General features: G+C 68.0%; 17 protein-coding genes. 8 read left to right on the forward strand and 9 right to left on the reverse strand.

Features of this window, described 5'->3' with window-relative positions; genetic code table 11:
- Nucleotides 1-61 precede the first annotated feature (61 nt).
- Genes OF829_RS03050 through ubiA form a run of 3 tightly spaced genes read right to left on the reverse strand, consistent with a single transcriptional unit; the run spans nucleotide 62 to nucleotide 3126 of the window.
- A complete protein-coding gene (locus OF829_RS03050; RefSeq protein ID WP_406701392.1) occupies nucleotides 62-844 on the reverse strand; it encodes a 3'(2'),5'-bisphosphate nucleotidase CysQ in 783 nt (260 codons plus the stop codon).
- Nucleotides 837-2183: a TldD/PmbA family protein gene (locus OF829_RS03055; protein ID WP_264938471.1), complete on the reverse strand. Its 1347-nt coding sequence runs from the start codon at nucleotides 2181-2183 to the stop codon at nucleotides 837-839. Before OF829_RS03055 ends, OF829_RS03050 begins: the two co-directional genes overlap by 8 nt.
- 31 nt (nucleotides 2184-2214) lie before the next feature.
- A complete protein-coding gene (ubiA, locus tag OF829_RS03060) occupies nucleotides 2215-3126 on the reverse strand; it encodes a 4-hydroxybenzoate octaprenyltransferase (protein WP_264938472.1) in 912 nt (303 codons plus the stop codon).
- Between the two features lie 126 nt (nucleotides 3127-3252).
- On the opposite strand from ubiA, the gene OF829_RS03065 reads away from it, so the two are divergent.
- Nucleotides 3253-3654, forward strand: a complete 402-nt coding sequence (locus tag OF829_RS03065; protein ID WP_264938473.1) for a DUF2147 domain-containing protein — start codon at nucleotides 3253-3255, stop codon at nucleotides 3652-3654.
- A gap of 123 nt (nucleotides 3655-3777) precedes the next feature.
- Here the strand turns inward: OF829_RS03065 and OF829_RS03070 are convergent, their stop codons facing one another.
- Nucleotides 3778-4782, reverse strand: a complete 1005-nt coding sequence (locus tag OF829_RS03070) for an NAD-dependent epimerase/dehydratase family protein (RefSeq protein ID WP_264938474.1) — start codon at nucleotides 4780-4782, stop codon at nucleotides 3778-3780.
- 47 nt (nucleotides 4783-4829) lie between these two features.
- On the opposite strand from OF829_RS03070, the gene OF829_RS03075 reads away from it, so the two are divergent.
- A complete protein-coding gene (locus OF829_RS03075; RefSeq protein WP_264938475.1) occupies nucleotides 4830-5576 on the forward strand; it encodes a 16S rRNA (uracil(1498)-N(3))-methyltransferase in 747 nt (248 codons plus the stop codon).
- A gap of 65 nt (nucleotides 5577-5641) precedes the next feature.
- Nucleotides 5642-7018, forward strand: coding sequence for a glutamate--cysteine ligase (locus tag OF829_RS03080; protein ID WP_264938476.1), 1377 nt, complete (start codon nucleotides 5642-5644; stop codon nucleotides 7016-7018).
- 84 nt (nucleotides 7019-7102) lie between these two features.
- On the opposite strand, the gene OF829_RS03085 is transcribed toward OF829_RS03080, so the two are convergent.
- Nucleotides 7103-8410 (reverse strand): methyltransferase family protein, encoded by a 1308-nt coding sequence (locus OF829_RS03085; RefSeq protein ID WP_264938477.1) that lies wholly within the window; start codon nucleotides 8408-8410, stop codon nucleotides 7103-7105.
- A 294-nt stretch (nucleotides 8411-8704) separates the two neighbouring features.
- Between OF829_RS03085 and OF829_RS03090 the strand changes: the two genes are divergently transcribed.
- From OF829_RS03090 to OF829_RS03110, 5 genes are read left to right on the forward strand one after another with little or no spacing between them, the layout of a single operon-like run.
- Nucleotides 8705-10594 carry a M61 family metallopeptidase gene (locus tag OF829_RS03090; RefSeq protein WP_264938478.1) on the forward strand — a complete coding sequence of 630 codons (1890 nt, stop codon included), beginning with the start codon at nucleotides 8705-8707 and terminating at the stop codon, nucleotides 10592-10594.
- A gap of 30 nt (nucleotides 10595-10624) precedes the next feature.
- The gene (gene ppa / locus OF829_RS03095; protein ID WP_264938479.1) at nucleotides 10625-11164 is read left to right on the forward strand and encodes an inorganic diphosphatase; all 540 of its coding nucleotides are present in this window, start codon (nucleotides 10625-10627) and stop codon (nucleotides 11162-11164) included.
- Nucleotides 11161-11853: a hypothetical protein gene (locus tag OF829_RS03100; RefSeq protein WP_264938480.1), complete on the forward strand. Its 693-nt coding sequence runs from the start codon at nucleotides 11161-11163 to the stop codon at nucleotides 11851-11853. The genes ppa and OF829_RS03100 overlap by 4 nt, the downstream gene beginning before the upstream one ends.
- Nucleotides 11854-11863: 10 nt before the next feature.
- Nucleotides 11864-12514 carry a DUF1345 domain-containing protein gene (locus tag OF829_RS03105; protein ID WP_264938481.1) on the forward strand — a complete coding sequence of 217 codons (651 nt, stop codon included), beginning with the start codon at nucleotides 11864-11866 and terminating at the stop codon, nucleotides 12512-12514.
- A gap of 6 nt (nucleotides 12515-12520) precedes the next feature.
- Nucleotides 12521-13219, forward strand: coding sequence for a hypothetical protein (locus OF829_RS03110; RefSeq protein WP_264938482.1), 699 nt, complete (start codon nucleotides 12521-12523; stop codon nucleotides 13217-13219).
- A gap of 174 nt (nucleotides 13220-13393) precedes the next feature.
- On the opposite strand, the gene OF829_RS03115 is transcribed toward OF829_RS03110, so the two are convergent.
- The 4 genes from OF829_RS03115 to OF829_RS03130 are packed head-to-tail and all read right to left on the reverse strand — an operon-like array spanning nucleotide 13394 to nucleotide 15464.
- On the reverse strand, nucleotides 13394-13750 hold the full coding sequence (locus OF829_RS03115) for a TfoX/Sxy family protein (RefSeq protein WP_264938483.1): 357 nt from the start codon (nucleotides 13748-13750) through the stop codon (nucleotides 13394-13396).
- Between the two features lies 1 nt (nucleotide 13751).
- Nucleotides 13752-14228: a GNAT family N-acetyltransferase gene (locus OF829_RS03120; RefSeq protein WP_264938484.1), complete on the reverse strand. Its 477-nt coding sequence runs from the start codon at nucleotides 14226-14228 to the stop codon at nucleotides 13752-13754.
- A 13-nt stretch (nucleotides 14229-14241) separates the two neighbouring features.
- Nucleotides 14242-15144, reverse strand: a complete 903-nt coding sequence (locus tag OF829_RS03125; protein ID WP_264938485.1) for a DMT family transporter — start codon at nucleotides 15142-15144, stop codon at nucleotides 14242-14244.
- Entirely contained in the window at nucleotides 15141-15464 is a 324-nt protein-coding gene (locus OF829_RS03130) for a hypothetical protein (RefSeq protein ID WP_264938486.1), read from the reverse strand. Before OF829_RS03130 ends, OF829_RS03125 begins: the two co-directional genes overlap by 4 nt.
- Nucleotides 15465-15491: the final 27 nt, after the last annotated feature.

Below are 15491 nucleotides of genomic sequence, written 5' to 3' on the forward strand. Positions count from 1 at the left end.
CACCCCAACGTGCAGGGAGACCGTTACGCCAGCGTATCGGCACCGGCGCTGAACACGCCGTTCAGCGCGCGGAAAGCCCCGCGGCGGCGCGCTCGGCCAGCCGCTCGACCGCGGCGGCATGGATCCCCCGCGTCGTGGCGAGCACGCCGAACGCCTCGCCATCGGGACTGTTGAAGCTGATCCGGCGCCCGAACGCGTTAGTCACGCGCGCGCCGGCCTCCTGCAGCAGCAGCACGGCGGCCGCAATGTCCCACTCATTGCCCCAGCGCAGCGTTGCGAGCAGATCGGCGTCGCCCGCCGCGACCATCGCCATGCGCAGCGCGATCGAGTTGGGCTTTTCGACCATCACCAGATCACTATCGACCTTGGGCAGCTGATCCGCCGGCACCCGCGCGCCCGCGAGCTCGTCGCGAATCGCCGCCTTGAGCTTCACCCCGTTGCGCCAAGCCCCCTTGCCGCGCTGGGCGATCCACACCTCGCCCCGCGCCGGCGCATCGAGCGCGCCGATCACCACCCGGCCATTCTCGACCAGGGCTATCGAGACGCACCAGCCCGGCCGGTTGCGCAGATAGTCGCGCGTCCCGTCGATCGGATCGACCACCCACACCCGGTCCGCCTCCAGCCGGTCGCGATTGTCCGCGGTCTCCTCGGAGAGCCATCCCGCATCGGGCAGCAGCGCCGACAGCCGCTCGCGCAGCATATGGTCGAGCTCGAGATCGACATCGCACACCGGGCTCCCGGGCACCTTCTCCCAGCGGTTGAAGTCGCTCGTCCAGCGATCGATGGCGATCCGTCCCGCCTCCGCCGCGATCATCGCGACCTGTTCGGTCAGCCGTTCAGTCACCCGCCACCGTCATGCCGTCGATGCGCAGTGTCGGCGCGTTGATTCCGTAGCGGAAGACCAGGTCGTTCGCCGGGGTGAGCGCCAGGAACATGTCCTTCAAATTCCCCGCGATGGTGATCTCGGAAACCGGCGTGGTGATCTCGCCCTGCTCGATCAGGAAGCCCGAGGCGCCCCGGCTGTAATCGCCCGTCACCCCGTTGACGCCCTGCCCGATCAGCGAAGTCACATAGAGCCCATGCCCCGTCTCGCGCACCATCGCCTCGGGCGAGATGCCGCCCGCCTCCATGTAGAGATTGCCCGGCGACACCCCCGGCGCCCCCGCCACCCCCCGCGCGGCATGGCCGGTCGGCTCGAGCCCCAGCTGCCGCGCCGAGGCACTCTCCATCAGCCAGGTCTCGAGCATCCCGTCCTCGACGATCGCGGTGATCGATACCGGCAGCCCCTCGCCGTCGAACGGCCGCGAGCGCAGCCCCCGCGGCCGGTGCGGATCGTCGATGATGCGGATGCCCCGCGCGAAGACCTGCGTCCCCAGCGCGTCCTGCAGGAAGCTCGTCTTGCGCGCGATCGCGGCGCCGCCGATCGCCCCCATCAGGTGCCCGAGCATTCCCGACGAGACGCGCGGATCGAAGATCACCGGCATCGCGCCGCTCGGCACCCGGCCCGGGTTCAGCCGCGCCACCGCGCGCTCGCCCGCCTCGCGCCCGATCGCCTCGGCGCCGTCGAGCATCGCGGCGTGGCGGGCCGAGTGATACGCATAGTCGCGCTCCATGCCCGATCCCGTGCCCGCGAGCACGCTCGCCGACAGCGAATGGCTGGTGACCGCATAGCCGCCCGCAAACCCGTGACTCGTGGCCAGCGCGCTCACCCCGCGCGAGGCGCTCGCGCTGCCGCCCTCGCTGTTGGTCACGCCCGACACCGCGCGCGCCGCATCCTCGGCCGCCAGCGCCAGGTCGCGCAGCGCCTGCGGCTCGGCCTCGGCGCCGTCGTCGAGATCGAGCTGGGGCACACCGCCGCGCATCAGCATCGCTTCCGGCGCCAGCCCGGCCCATTCATCCTCGGGCGCCTCGCGCGCCATCGCGATCGCGCGCTCGACCAGCGCATCGAGCGACTCGCTGCTCAGGTCCGAGGTCGAGACGCTCGCCGATCGCGTCCCCACGAACACGCGCAGCCCCAGTTCCTCGCTCTCGGATCGCTCGACATCCTCGAGCGCCCCCATCCGCACCGACACGGCGAGCGAACGGTCGGCGGAGAAGACGGCATCGGCGGCATCGGCGCCCGCGGCGCTGGCGCGCGCCACGATATCATGGGCGCGCTCGCGGGCCTGATCGGAATTCAGCATCGGCGCGACTTAGGTAGCCCGGACCCGAACGTCAAAGAGTCGTTCCCACCACGAAGCAAGCGGCGAACATCAGCAGCCCCGCGAACCGGTTCGAGCGGAACCGCGTCAGCGCGTTTTCCCCGTCCGCGGGCTCGAGCGTCGCCACCTGCCAGCCCAGGTGCCAGGTCACCGGCAGCAACGCCGCGAGCGCCAGCAGATCGGCGCGCAACAACCAGAAGGCCGCGCCCCACAGCAGCACCGCCGCCGCGTAGAAACCCGCCACCCCCGGCTTCACCCGCGCGCCCAAGGCCCGCGCCGACGACCGCACCCCCACCAGCGCATCGTCCTCGACATCCTGCAGCGCATAGATGGTGTCGTATCCGATCACCCAGGCGATGCTCCCCGCATAGAGCAGCAGCCCCGGCACCCAGCCCAGGTCGCTCGTCTGCGCCCAACCGACCGGCGCCCCCCAGGAAAACACGAGCCCCAGCCAGACCTGCGGCCACCAGGTGATCCGCTTCATGAAGGGATAGGCCGCGACCAGCGCCAGGCTCGCCACCGCCACCCCCGCCGCGATCCAGTTGAGCTGGAGCAGCACCACCAGCCCCACCAACCCCAGCACCCCCATCCACAACCACGCCGCGCGCCCGCTTACCGCTCCGCTCGCCAGCGGCCGCGCCGCGGTCCGCGCCACCTTGCGGTCGAGATCGCGGTCGACATAGTCGTTATAGACACACCCCGCCCCGCGCATCGCGATGCTGCCGAGCAGAAACCACAGGATCAGGTCCCAGCGCTCGATCGCCCGCCCCGACAGCGCCACCGCCCAGGCGCACGGCCAGAAGAGCAGCCACCAGCCGATCGGCCGGTCGAACCGCGCCAGCAGCGCATAGGGCCGCGCCCGCGCCGGCAGGAGGCGCATCAGCCCGCGATATTCACTGTCCGGGACGGTCTCGGCCTGGGTCATCCCGCATGCCCTATCCCCTCGCGGCGCTTCCCGGCAAGCAACGGTTCAGCCTGATCCTGCCACGTTTAGGCCCTCGAAACGGCATGATGCACCCCCATCTGCCCCGGGCAACCTTACGGAGTGCGTGTGATTCGCCTGTTCGCCTTAGCCACCTGCGCCGCCCTGCTCGGCGCATCCGCCCCAGCCCCCGCCGATGGCGGGCTGCAGGGCGATTGGCGCAACACCAAGAACACCGTCCATCTCCGCGTCGAGCCCTGCGGGCAGGCGCTGTGCGGCACGGTGACCTGGGCCGCCGACCAGCAGCGCGCCGACGCCAGGAAGGGGAGCGGCAAGGACCTGATCGGCAGCGCCCTGCTGCGCGACCTGCGCCGCGGCGGCGACGGCAAGTGGCGCGGCAAGATCTACATCCCCGATATCGACACGACCGCCTCGGCCACCGTCACCCAGATCAACGACGACCAGATCCTGGTATCGGGCTGCACCTTCCTGGGCGTCATCTGCCGCAGCCAGCACTGGCATCGGATTTAAATTCCCTCTCCCTTTGGGAGAGGGAGGGAGCCGACGAAGTCGGCGGAAGGGTGAGGCCGATCCGCCCTCATCCTTCCCACCGCTTTGCGGCGGGCCCCTTCCTTTTCCCAACGGGAGAAGGAGCTAAACCGCCCCCTTCGCGATCAGGCTCTCCGCACAATCCACGATCGACTCCTCCACCGGAATCGGCGTCCACCCCAGCACCGCCCTCGCCTTGGCCGAGCTGAAGCTCCCCGACCGCCCCAGCCCCGGCGTGACGAGCCGCAGCGTTCTGTCGAACATCGCCATGAAGCGCAGCACGAAACTCGGCAGGTTGCGCGTCGGCACCTTCGCCGCCTTCGCCCCCAGCCGCTCGCGCAGCACCTTCGACACGTCGGCCATCCACATGAACCGGTTCGCCGCGATGAAGCGCCCGCCCTTCGCCTCGGGCGCCGTCATCGCGCGCAGATGGACGTCGACCACGTCGCGCACATCGACGAGCGTGAACCCCAGCCGCGGATTCCCCGGCACCTTCCCCGCCATCAGCCGCCAGATCAGCTGCACCGACCCCATATTCTCCGGCGTCAGCACCGGCCCGATCACCAGGCTCGGCAGCACCGTGACCAGCTCCAGCTCGGGATGCGCCGCGGCGAACTCCCACGCCGCCTGCTCGGCCAGCGTCTTGGACTGGCTATAGGCATCGGCAGTCGCGACATCGGTCCACACCGCCTCGTCGGTAATGGTCTCGCGCACCGCCGGGCTCGCCGCCGAGACCGACGAGGTCAGCACCACGCGCTTCACCCCCGCCTTCGCCGCCGCGCGCAAGGCCCTGAGCGCGCCCTCGCGCGCGGGCACGATCAGCTCCTGCGGGTCCTTGGGCTGGTGCGTCCCCAGCGGCGACGCCACGTGCAGCACATAGTCGCACCCGGCCACCGCCTCGTCCCACCCGGCATCGCTGGTCAGCTCCGCGGCGAAGAAACGCAGCCTATCCTCCGGATCGACCTCAGCCGCGATCGCCGCGCGCACCGCCGCCTCCTTCGACAGGCTGCGCACCGTCGTCCGCACCTCATATCCGCGCCGCAGCAATTCGACGACGCACCAGCCGCCGATATAGCCGCTCCCGCCCGTCACCAGCACTGTCTCGGTCATGGCAATTCCCCTCGCCCTCAGCCTAGCGCGCCGCTAGATCGAACGCCATGCCCGCCACTCCCGCCTGGCCCCCCGACTCCACCCCCCGCCTGTTCGTCGAGACCGAACTCGCGCTCGGCACCCAGCGCCGCATCGATGGCGGTCAGGCGCATTATCTCGTCTCGGTGATGCGGATGAAGTCCGGCGATCCGGTCAAATTGTTCGACGACAAGACCGGCGAATGGCTCGGCATCGCCGCGCATGTCGGCAAGCGCGACCTCGTCCTCGATGTCACCCAGCAGCTTCGCCCGCGCGAACCCGTCCCCGATCTCTGGCTCTGCGCCGCGCCGATCAAGAAGGGCCGGATCGACTGGGTCGCCGAGAAGGCGTGCGAACTGGGCGTCGATCGCCTCCTTCCCGTCCTCACGCGCCGCACGATCATCGACCGGCTCAACCTCGATCGCCTGCGCGCGCACATGATCGAGGCCGCCGAGCAATGCGGGCGCACCGCGCTTCCCCGGCTCGACGAGCCCGTCAAGCTCGCCGCACTCCTGCGCGACTGGCAGCCGGCACGCACCCTGTTCTTCGCCGACGAGACCGGCGGCCTCCCCGCCGCGCAGGCGATGGCCGCGCACCCTGGCCCCGCCGCGATCCTGATCGGCCCCGAGGGCGGCTTCGACGCGCAAGAGCGCGACGCCATCAAGGCGCATCCGCAAGCCGTCGGCATCGCGCTCGGTCCCCGCATCCTCCGCGCCGAAACCGCCGCCGCCGCCGCAGTCGCCTTGTGGATGGGAGCCGTGGGGGATTGGTCATGACGCTTATGGAACCATAAGCGCATCCCCACTGGCGGACCGCCCCGCACATCACTAAATGGCGCGCCATGAGCACAAAGACCGTTTCAAACAGCAACGCAGCGGTCATCGAGGACCGGAGCCAGCTCATCAGCTATTTCGCCCGCGGCGAGAAGCCGAAGGAGCGCTGGCGGATCGGCACCGAGCATGAGAAATTCGTGTTCTGGAAGGACGGCAGCCACCGCGCGCCTTCGTACGAGGAGCCGGGCGGCATCCACGCGCTGCTGATCGGCCTCACCAAATATGGCTGGAAGCCCGTTTACGAGGGCGACAACATCATCGCGCTCTCGGGCGAGGACGGCGCGATCAGCCTCGAGCCCGCGGGCCAGTTCGAGCTTTCGGGCGCCCCGCTCGACAATCTCCACCAGACCTGCGCCGAAACCGGCCGCCACCTCGAGCAGGTCAAGGCGGTCGGCGACCGGCTCGGCATCGGGTTTCTGGGCCTCGGCATGTGGCACGACAAGACCCGCGCCGAGCTGCCGATCATGCCCAAGGGCCGCTACGCGATCATGCTCAACCATATGCCGCGCGTGGGCAGCCTCGGCCTCGACATGATGCTGCGCACCTGCACGATCCAGGTGAATCTCGACTACGCCTCTGAAGCCGACATGGCGAAGAAGTTCCGCGTCGGCCTGGCACTCCAGCCGCTCGCCACCGCCCTCTTCGCCAACTCGCCCTTCACCGAAGGCAAGCCCAACGGCTATCTCAGCTACCGCAGCCATATCTGGTCGGACACCGATCCGGCGCGCACCGGCATGCTGCCCTTCGTGTTCGAGGACGGTTTCGGTTACGAGCGCTACGCCGATTACGCGCTCGATGTGCCGATGTACTTCGTCTACCGCGACGGGAAGTATATCGACGCCGCAGGCCTCAGCTTCCGCGATTTCCTCGACGGCAGGCTCCCGGTCCTCCCCGGCGAAAAGCCGACGATGGAGGATTGGGCCGACCATCTCTCGACCGCCTTTCCCGAGGTCCGCCTCAAGACCTTCCTCGAGATGCGTGGCGCCGATGGCGGGCGCTGGGGCCGGATCTGCGCGCTCCCCGCGCTCTGGGTCGGGTTGCTCTACGACCAGCCGGCGCTCGACGCGGCGTGGGACCTCGTCAAGGACTGGGACATGGCCGAACGCCAGACGCTGCGCGACTCGGTCCCCAGGCTCGCGCTCGACGCCCCGCTCCCCGGCGGCGGCAAGCTGCGCGACATCGCCGGCGAAGTGCTCGACATCGCCTCGTCGGGCCTCGCCGCCCGCGCGCGGCAAAACTCGTCGGGCGACAACGAAACCGGCTTCCTCGATCCGCTGCGCGAGATCGTCCGCACCGGCAAGGTCCCCGCCCAGGTGCTGCTCGACCGCTTCAACGGCGATTGGGCGGGCGACATCACCCGGGTGTACGAAGAGGCGAAGTTCTAGCCCTCACCGTGCTCCGGCGAAGGCCGGAGCCCTGGAGGTTATCGTCAGCGGCCAACGCTCCGGCCTTCGCCGGAGCACGGTTGATTATTTGGAAAACCCCACCACTCGCCCAGCCCAGGCAAAGGCCCGCGGCACCGGCCCATTCCGCGCCATCCACGCATCATATTCCTGATACGCCGGGTCGAGCCGCAAATGCCGCTCCTCGGTCTTCGCCCGCCAGTAATAGACCCCGCTCACCAGCCCCATCACGAAAGTGTTGCGCGCGGCATCGGTCCAGTCGCCGGTGGTCGCGAGCATCGGGATCGTCGAGAGCCACCAGAAGCTGTTCTTCGCCAGATACGCCGGATGCCGCGTCCAGGCGTACGGCCCGTGCGTCAGCACGCCGCGGTGCGTGAGGTTCGAGAAGCGCATCCCGAACGCCACCGTCGCCCAGGCATAGATGCCCGTCAGCACCACCAGCACCGCGCCGAGCGTGCCGAGGATCCAGGGATGCCCCGCGAACCAATAGGTCCAGTCACCGGTCCCCTGATGATAATCGAGCGGGCCCCCATCGGCCATCAGCAGGAAGGGCGGATAGCAGATCAGCGCCGCCAGCCACCCCGCCGCGAACGGGTTCGCCGTCCGGATATGCGAATCGAGCGGGCGGAAGGTCAGGATGTACCCCGCGGTCGCGAACGCCACGTCGATGATGAACATGAAGGTGATGCAATAGCTGGCCAGCTCGACCGGGTTGCTCAGCAGATTGCTGGTATCCCAGCGCACGAACTCGCCGAACCCCGGCGGCACGATCGCCACCATGAAGGCGAGGAAGAAGCCCTTGACCGCCCAGCTGCGCAGATGGTTGGGGATCAGCTTCGCGCTCTCGGCATCGCCCGTGCCCATCAGTGCCGCGCCGAGCGCCCAGGCGCCGTCCTTCGGCTCCACCAGCCGCCGGTCGAGCCACAGCACATAAGGCACCGAGGCGACGAACAGCCAGGGCGCGACCATCTCGAAGCACCACATCGAGAAGGGGAAGTTGGCGAAGCGCGTCTCCCACCAGAAGCGCCCCATCCCGTAGACCAGGGCGATCCCGCCCCAGGTCATCCACAGGCCGGCCAGCTTGGTCAGGCTGATCTCCAGCGTCTCGCGCCAGGGCTTGACGTTGGCCCAGTCGATCCCCGTGCTCGGATTGCGATGCACCTTGTCGACGAACACCGACCACAAGACCATCGGCAGCGCGCAGGCCAGGACGTTGACCAAAGCCGCATAGGGCCCGTCGAGCCCATAATGCCCCGCCACCGCCAGCCACGCGGTCATCCCCGCCAGCCCGGTGAACCCCACCGCGCTGCTCACCGCCGATGCGGGTCGCGGATCGGCCTTGGCCTGCAGGGCGAGTTCGACGTCGTGATACATGGGAGAAACAGATAGGCGGGAATGGTTAGCGCGCGGTGAAGGATGGCCCCTAAACTCCCTCTCCCATCGGGAGAGGGAAGGGGCCCGCTCGCGTAGCGAGTGGGAAGGGTGAGGGTGACCGGACGAAATGAGAGTCACCCTCACCCTTCCGCCGACTTCGTCGGCTTCCTCCCTCTCCCAATGGGAGAGGGATTTCAGATTCCCCACTCGTCCCAGATTCCGCGCGCCTGCTTTACCTTCCGCAATACGACCGCTTACACACCCGCCATTCCCGTCTCAGCCGAGAGGCCCAGCATGACCCGCGCCCGCATCCTCACCGCCCTGCTGCTCACCGTCGCGGTCCCCGCGCTCGCGCAGAACAGCGCGCCCGATCCGGTCTCCTTCCACGACACCATCCCAAGCCCGCGCGACACCGCCTATCCGGGCGTCATCGCGCTCCATGTCGACGCGACCAACGTCCAGCAGGGCATCTTCCGCGTGAAGGAGACGATCCCCGTCGCCAAAAGCGGGCATATGGTGCTGCTCTACCCCAAATGGATCCCCGGCAAGCACGGCCCCCGCGGCGAGATCGACAAGCTGGCGGGCCTCCAGATCTTCGCGAACGGCCAGCGCCTCGCCTGGCGGCGCGATCCGGTCGACGTCTTCGCCTTCCATGTCGAGGTGCCAAAGGGGGCGAAGGCGCTCGATCTCGAATTCCAGTTCCTCTCGGCGACCAAGCCCGATCAGGGCCGCATCGTGATGGCGCCGTCGATGATGAACCTGCAATGGTATTCGATGAGCCTCTATCCGGCGGGCTATTACACCCGCCAGATCCCGGTCGTCGCCACCGCGACCTATCCGGAAGAGTGGAGCGCCGCATCGGCGATCCCGGCGAAGAAGGAGGGATCGACCTACACCTATGACAAGGTGAACTACGAGGTCCTCGTCGACAGCCCCGTCTTCGCGGGCCGCTATTACCGCGAGTTCAACCTGGGCGAGCGCGTCGATCTCAACGTCTTCGCCGACAGCCCCGAGGAGCTCGAAGCCAAGCCCGAACAGATCGAGAAGCACCGCAACCTGGTGACGCAAGCGATCAAGCTGTTCGGCGCCCAGCATTATGACCGCTACGAATTCCTGTTCGCGATCAGCGGCGAGATGGGCGGCATCGGCGTCGAGCACCACCGCAGCTCGGAGAATGGCACGGGCCTGGGCTATTTCACCAAATGGGACGACGGCAACACCTCGCGCAACCTGCTCGCGCACGAATATTCGCACAGCTGGGTCGGCAAATATCGCCGCGGCGCGGACCAGATCACCGCCGACTTCCGCCAGCCGATGCGCAATTCGATGCTCTGGGCCTATGAGGGGCACGACCAGTTCATCGGCTATGTCCTCGGCGCCCGCTCGGGGCTGATGACCAAGGAGGATACGCTCGAGGTCCTCGCCTCCTATGCCGCGCTCCAGAACACCCGCCCCGGCCGCCAGTGGCGCTCGATCCTCGACACCACCAACGATCCGGTCATCACCGCCCGCGCGCCCAAGGCCTGGCTCAGCTGGCAGCGCTCCGAGGATTATTATGTCGACGGGCTGATGACCTGGATGTGCGTCGATTCGATCCTGCGCGAGAAGAGCGGCGGCACCAAATCGATCGACGATTACGACCGCGCCTTTTACGGCATGCGCGACGGCGATTACGGCGTGCTGCCCTTCACGATCGACGATATCGTCAAGACGCTCAACGCCATCGTCCCCTATGACTGGCGCAAGCTGCTCGACGAGCAGGTCTATGAGACCACCGATCATGCCCCGCTCGACGGGTTCGAGCGCAACGGATACCGGCTGGTCTTCACCGACAAGCCCAACAAGGCGAGCCCCAAGACCGGGCTGGACCTGATGTATTCGCTGGGGCTCAGCATGGGCGCCACCGGGATCGGCCAGGTGATGTGGGGCAGCCCCGCCTTCAACGCCGGCATGGACCTTGGCGACGAGATCCTCGCGGTCAACGGCCGCGGCTATACCAACGACCGGTTGAAGGCCGCGGTGGTCGCCGCCAAGGACGGCAAGGAGCCGATCCGCCTGCTGCTCAGGAGCGGCGATCATTACCGCGAAGTCGCCATCGACTATCACGGGGGCCTGCGCTATCCGCACCTCGAAAAGATCGGCACGGGAGAGGCCGGTCTCGACAAGCTGCTCGCACCCAAATGATGGGCGGGCCGCGCAGCCTCAGGTAGACCAATGCGTATTGATTTGATCCCCGTTGGGGATGATCCGCCCAACAGCCTCAATGTCATCATCGAGGTCCCCGTCGGGGGCGAGCCCGTGAAATACGAGTTCGACAAGGCCAGCGGCGCGCTGTTCGTCGATCGCATCCTGCACACGCCGATGCGCTACCCGGCGAATTACGGCTTCGTGCCGCACACCCTCTCGCCCGACGGCGACCCGCTCGATGCGCTCGTCATCGCGCGCTCGCCCTTCGTCCCCGGCTGCGTCGTCCGCGCTCGGCCGATCGGCGTGCTCAAGCTCGAGGACGAGCATGGCGGCGACGAGAAACTGATCTGCGTCCCCGTCGATTCGACCTTCCCTTATTATTCGGACATCGGCGAGCGGCAGGACCTGCCCTCGATCGTGCTCCAGCAGATCGAGCATTTCTTCAAACATTATAAGGACCTCGAGTCCGAAAAATGGGTCCGCATCGGCCAATGGGGCGATGCCGAGGAGGCGAAGCGGATCGTGCTCGAAGCGATCGACGCCGCAAAGGCCAAGGCCGAGGCTTGACCCCCGCGCTCGCCTGGCGGCTCTGTGCACTCGCCGGGCTGGCGACGCTGGTCATTTCGACCGGCTTTGGCTGGATCGCGGGGCTCACGGCATGCGGGCCGAGCGGCGGGGTGGGGCCGATCCTCGCCTTCGAGCTCGCCCGCACCCCCGAACAGCTCGCCGCGCTGTTCGGCCACGAACCCTGTACCTCGACCCTCGCCGCCGCCCAGCGCACCGGGCTGTGGCTCGACATGCTCGGCTTCATCCCGGCCTATTCGGCCTTCCTCGCGCTCGCCGGTGCCGCGCTCCGGCCGGCATGGCGGCACCTCGGCACGCTCGCGATCGCGGCCGTCCTGCTCGCCGGCCTGTGCGACTGGCTCGAGGGGGTGGTGATGTTCTCGCTGCTCGGCGATCTGCCCGGCCAGCCCTGGCAATTCGGCCTGCTCTTCTGGACCGTCCGCCCCAAATTCGCGCTGCTCGGCCTCGGCGAGATCCTGCTCGCGGTCCTGCTGCTCCGCCATGGCTGGCTGGGCCGGATCGCGGCATTGGTCCTGGGCGTATGCGGCGCCATCGCGCTCTTCCTGATCCTCATCGATCCGCACGACCCGCTGATGATGAAGGCGCATAGCTGGGGCTGGACCGCGCTCCTGATCCTCGCGATGATCGCCGCGATCCGGCCCTCACTGGCGGCGGCGCGGCAAAGCGCGTAGCATCGCCGCCATGGCTGCCCGCAAGCACCGCTGGACCATCGGCAACCTGATCGCGCCGCCGCGCTTCATTGCCTTCGTCCTCGCCTTTGCCGGAGGCGTCTATCTCGCCGTCCCCCAGCTCGGCATCCGCTACGGCGTGATGGCCGCGTTCGACGCCGCCGCCTTGATCTTCTTCCTGCTCTGCCTGCCGTTGCTGCGCCACGAATCCGACCGGATGCGGATCGCCGCCTGCCGCAACGACGCCAACCGCGTGCTGCTGCTCCTGCTCACGCTCGCGGTCAGCTTCGTGATCCTCGCCTCGATCGCCTCGGAGCTGATGCACCACGAGGCCTCGGCGCCCTGGACGCTGCCGCTCATCATCGCCACTCTGGTGCTCAGCTGGACCTTCTCCAACGTCATCTACGCGCTCCATTACGCGCATCTCTTCTACAGCGACGCGGACGGCGGCGACGCGGGCGGGATCGATTTCCCCGGCACCAACGAGCCCGATTACTGGGACTTCATCTATTTCGCCTTCTGCCTCGGCATGACCTTCCAGACGAGCGACGTGACGATCAGCAACGGCCGCGTCCGCCGCGTGGTGACGCTCCACTGCCTCGCCGCCTTCGTCTTCAACCTCGGCGTGATCGCCTTCACGATCAACGTGCTGGGCGGGGGCTGAGCCGGAATGGCCTGGCGCTCGCTTCCCGCCATCCTGCTTTTCGGCCTGGCTGCGTGCGCCGGCCAGTCGATCGGCGGCGATATCAGGGCAGGACAGGACGGCGGCGAGCCGATGGGACAACCGATCATCGGCTGGCAATGCCGGGTCGGGAGGATTCTGCCCGGGGCACGGCGCGCGGCCTTGCATGCGCCAACGGTGGCGGTGCCAAGCACCGGAGATACCGCCGGCCCCTATGAATTCATTCTCTACAAGGACGACCCGGTTCCCGTCGATGCCTATGTCAGCTGGAGCGTGCCGGGCGACACGCTCGACGAATCGCCGAACCGGATCACCCTATATTTCACGCTGCATGACAGCGCCCTGCGCGACGGCGAGCTGATCCTCGAATCCGAAGATGGGGCGCGGATTCGAGTCCCGGTGAACGCGCAATCCGCGACGGTCGTGAATACCAGCCCCAAATCCACCGCGATCAACATTACCGACATGCGGCTCGCCAACGCGGTGCTGAAGCACGGGCGCTATCGTGTTTTCCATCAGCGGGGGCCGGATCTCATTGCCCTGAAGCCGGTCGAGCTCTTCTCATTCGCCGAGGCCGTCAGCTTGTACGCGGAGCTGCTTCCCGCGCTCAAACGCGAGATGCGCGTTCCCGAACAATCCTGCGGCGCGGTTCGGGCGCCCGAGGACGACCCCGGGGCCATCGTGTAACGCCGGGCTTAGAGGGTTGAAATGTAGGATTTCGCCTGCTTGGCTCCGCGAGCCGGCCGCTCCGGCCGCTCTTTGAAACCGTCGATCCCGCTCGAAGCTGGCGCCCCCCAATTCCCAACATTTGCGCATTCCACGCTGGGGAAAAGGTCACGAATGAGGCGCGGTTGCGCGACCTTAAGCCTTGCCCTTGCGCTTCTTCTTCGGCGCCCGCTGCCCCGCCTCGACCCCCAGCGCGGCCCATCGCCGCAGCGCATCGGGATCGTCATACACGTCCGCCGGCGCCCGCCGGTAGTTCATCGTCTCGATATTGGTCGCGCTGAAGGCGATGGTGAAGCGCTCGGCGCCCTCGGCATCCCATTCCGCGTCGCTCACCTTGTCGGCCTTGAACCAGATCTCGCCGTCATCGACGATCGCGAAGATCGTCCCGTCGAGATAGAGCGTCGCCGCCCCCATCATCCGGCGCATGCTCACCGTGCCGACCGGCGCCATCGCCTCGGTCACCAGTTCGACCAGCCCCGGATCGTACGCCATCCTATCCTCCCGCCAGCGCGCCCAGGGCCGCGCCCTCGACGCGCCACCGCTCCCAGCCCGACACCTCCGCCGCGCCGATCGAGCGGTAGAAGCCCTTGCCCAGCTCGTTCCAGTCGAGCACCGACCATTCGAGCCGCGCCCCGCCGCGCTCGACCACCAGCGCGGCGAGCTTGGCCAGCAGCGCCCGCCCGAGTCCGCTCCCGCGCGCATGCGGCTCGACGAACAGATCCTCGAGATAGATGCCCGGCCGCCCCTCGAAGGTCGAGAAGGTCTGGAAATAGAGCGCGAAGCCCGATGCCACCCCGTCAATCTCCCCGATGATCACCTCCGCCGCCGGCCGCGGCCCGAACAGATGGCGCCGCAGCGTCTCGGGATCGAAGCGCACCTCGTGGAGCAGCTTCTCATAGTCCGCCAGCTTGCGGATGAACTCCGCCACCAGCTCGAAATCTCCCGGCCCCGCCTCTCTTATGCTGATCATGGCCCAATCTTCCTCAAGGTAACGCCGCCTCCGTATCCGCCGTGCCCGTTTTCCGCCGCGCCCCCCAGATGCACCCGCCGATGATCAGCGCCGCACCGCCCACGGTGAAGAGCGACACATGTTCGCCGAACACCAGATAGCCGAGCGCCATCGCCCAGAGGAACGAGGTATATTCGGTCGGCGCCAGATAGCTCGCCTCGCCCCGCGCATAGGCCCAGGAGAGGAGGAACAACGATGTCACCGCCAGCGCCGCGCCGAGCAGGATCGCGGGAACATGCTTCACGTCGGGCACCACCGCGTACCAGGGCGCGGCGAGCAGGAAGACCAGCGCGACCACCGCGCTCTGGAAAAAGGCGATCTCGGCCGGCCCCGCGACCTGGGCCTGCTGCCGCATCAGGATGATGTTCCACGCATAGCAGACCGCCGAAGCAAGGATCGCCGCCGCGCCGATCAGCGCCTCGTCGCCCAGGTTCGACCGCGCCTGCACGATCATGATCACGACCACGCCTGCGAACGCCACCAGCGACGCAAGCACGGTCCGCGGTCCGATCCGCTCGCCGAGCAGCAGCCCGGCGAGGAACAGCGACAGCAAGGGCGCGATGTAAGTGAGCGCGATCGCCTGCGCCATCGGCACCCGCGCCAGCCCCCAGAAGAACAGGAACGCCATCAACGCGCCGAGCACGCTGCGCACCACATGGACCTTCATCACCGCCCGGCTCGGCCAGACCGGCTTGCGCAGCGCCCAGATGACGCCGCTGATCACCAGCGCCGCCAGGAAGCGCCAGAACAGCGCGTTATAGGTGCCGAGCGCCAGCGCCAGCCCCTTCATCACCGCGTCCATCAGCGAGAAGGTGAAGATGCCGAGCGCGCCCACGGCGAAGGCGAAGAGCGGGGAGGACTTCATGCCGGCGTTCATTGGCGCCGCCGCCGCGCCCAGGGCGCGAGCACGCCCATCAGGATCGTATCGACCATCAGCACCGCCGCGCTCGCCGCGAGGATCGACACGGTCACCCACAGCACTGGCGTGGCGATCTCCGGCCGTCCCACCGCGATGCTGATCAGCCGCAGCGCCAGCAGGATCATCGCCACCACCGCGATCCGCCGCGCCCAGCGCACCGCGAACCCCGCCCAGCCCGCCTCTCCGGCGAGCGCCACGACCAGATAGCGCGCCGCGAACAGCGCGGTGATCAGCATCACCGAGTCGCCGAACGCGACGATGGGTTGGGGCGCGGACATGGAAGGCCGGTTAGCCGGGTGCGGAGC

Source organism: Sphingomonas caeni (assembly GCF_026013415.1).
Lineage (GTDB): Bacteria > Pseudomonadota > Alphaproteobacteria > Sphingomonadales > Sphingomonadaceae > Sphingomonas > Sphingomonas caeni.

What these genes read in the sequence shown, in the direction of transcription:
- OF829_RS03090 (WP_264938478.1), top strand. Translation starts at nt 8,705, where the DNA reads ATGACCCGCGCCCGCATCCTCACCGCCCTGCTGCTCACCGTCGCGGTC.
- OF829_RS03080 (WP_264938476.1), top strand. Translation starts at nt 5,642, where the DNA reads ATGAGCACAAAGACCGTTTCAAACAGCAACGCAGCGGTCATCGAGGAC.
- OF829_RS03125 (WP_264938485.1), bottom strand. Translation starts at nt 15,144, where the DNA reads ATGAACGCCGGCATGAAGTCCTCCCCGCTCTTCGCCTTCGCCGTGGGC.
- OF829_RS03115 (WP_264938483.1), bottom strand. Translation starts at nt 13,750, where the DNA reads ATGGCGTACGATCCGGGGCTGGTCGAACTGGTGACCGAGGCGATGGCG.
- OF829_RS03130 (WP_264938486.1), bottom strand. Translation starts at nt 15,464, where the DNA reads ATGTCCGCGCCCCAACCCATCGTCGCGTTCGGCGACTCGGTGATGCTG.
- ubiA (WP_264938472.1), bottom strand. Translation starts at nt 3,126, where the DNA reads ATGACCCAGGCCGAGACCGTCCCGGACAGTGAATATCGCGGGCTGATG.
- OF829_RS03085 (WP_264938477.1), bottom strand. Translation starts at nt 8,410, where the DNA reads ATGTATCACGACGTCGAACTCGCCCTGCAGGCCAAGGCCGATCCGCGA.
- OF829_RS03070 (WP_264938474.1), bottom strand. Translation starts at nt 4,782, where the DNA reads ATGACCGAGACAGTGCTGGTGACGGGCGGGAGCGGCTATATCGGCGGC.
- OF829_RS03055 (WP_264938471.1), bottom strand. Translation starts at nt 2,183, where the DNA reads ATGCTGAATTCCGATCAGGCCCGCGAGCGCGCCCATGATATCGTGGCG.
- OF829_RS03110 (WP_264938482.1), top strand. Translation starts at nt 12,521, where the DNA reads ATGGCCTGGCGCTCGCTTCCCGCCATCCTGCTTTTCGGCCTGGCTGCG.
- OF829_RS03075 (WP_264938475.1), top strand. Translation starts at nt 4,830, where the DNA reads ATGCCCGCCACTCCCGCCTGGCCCCCCGACTCCACCCCCCGCCTGTTC.
- OF829_RS03120 (WP_264938484.1), bottom strand. Translation starts at nt 14,228, where the DNA reads ATGATCAGCATAAGAGAGGCGGGGCCGGGAGATTTCGAGCTGGTGGCG.
- OF829_RS03105 (WP_264938481.1), top strand. Translation starts at nt 11,864, where the DNA reads ATGGCTGCCCGCAAGCACCGCTGGACCATCGGCAACCTGATCGCGCCG.
- ppa (WP_264938479.1), top strand. Translation starts at nt 10,625, where the DNA reads ATGCGTATTGATTTGATCCCCGTTGGGGATGATCCGCCCAACAGCCTC.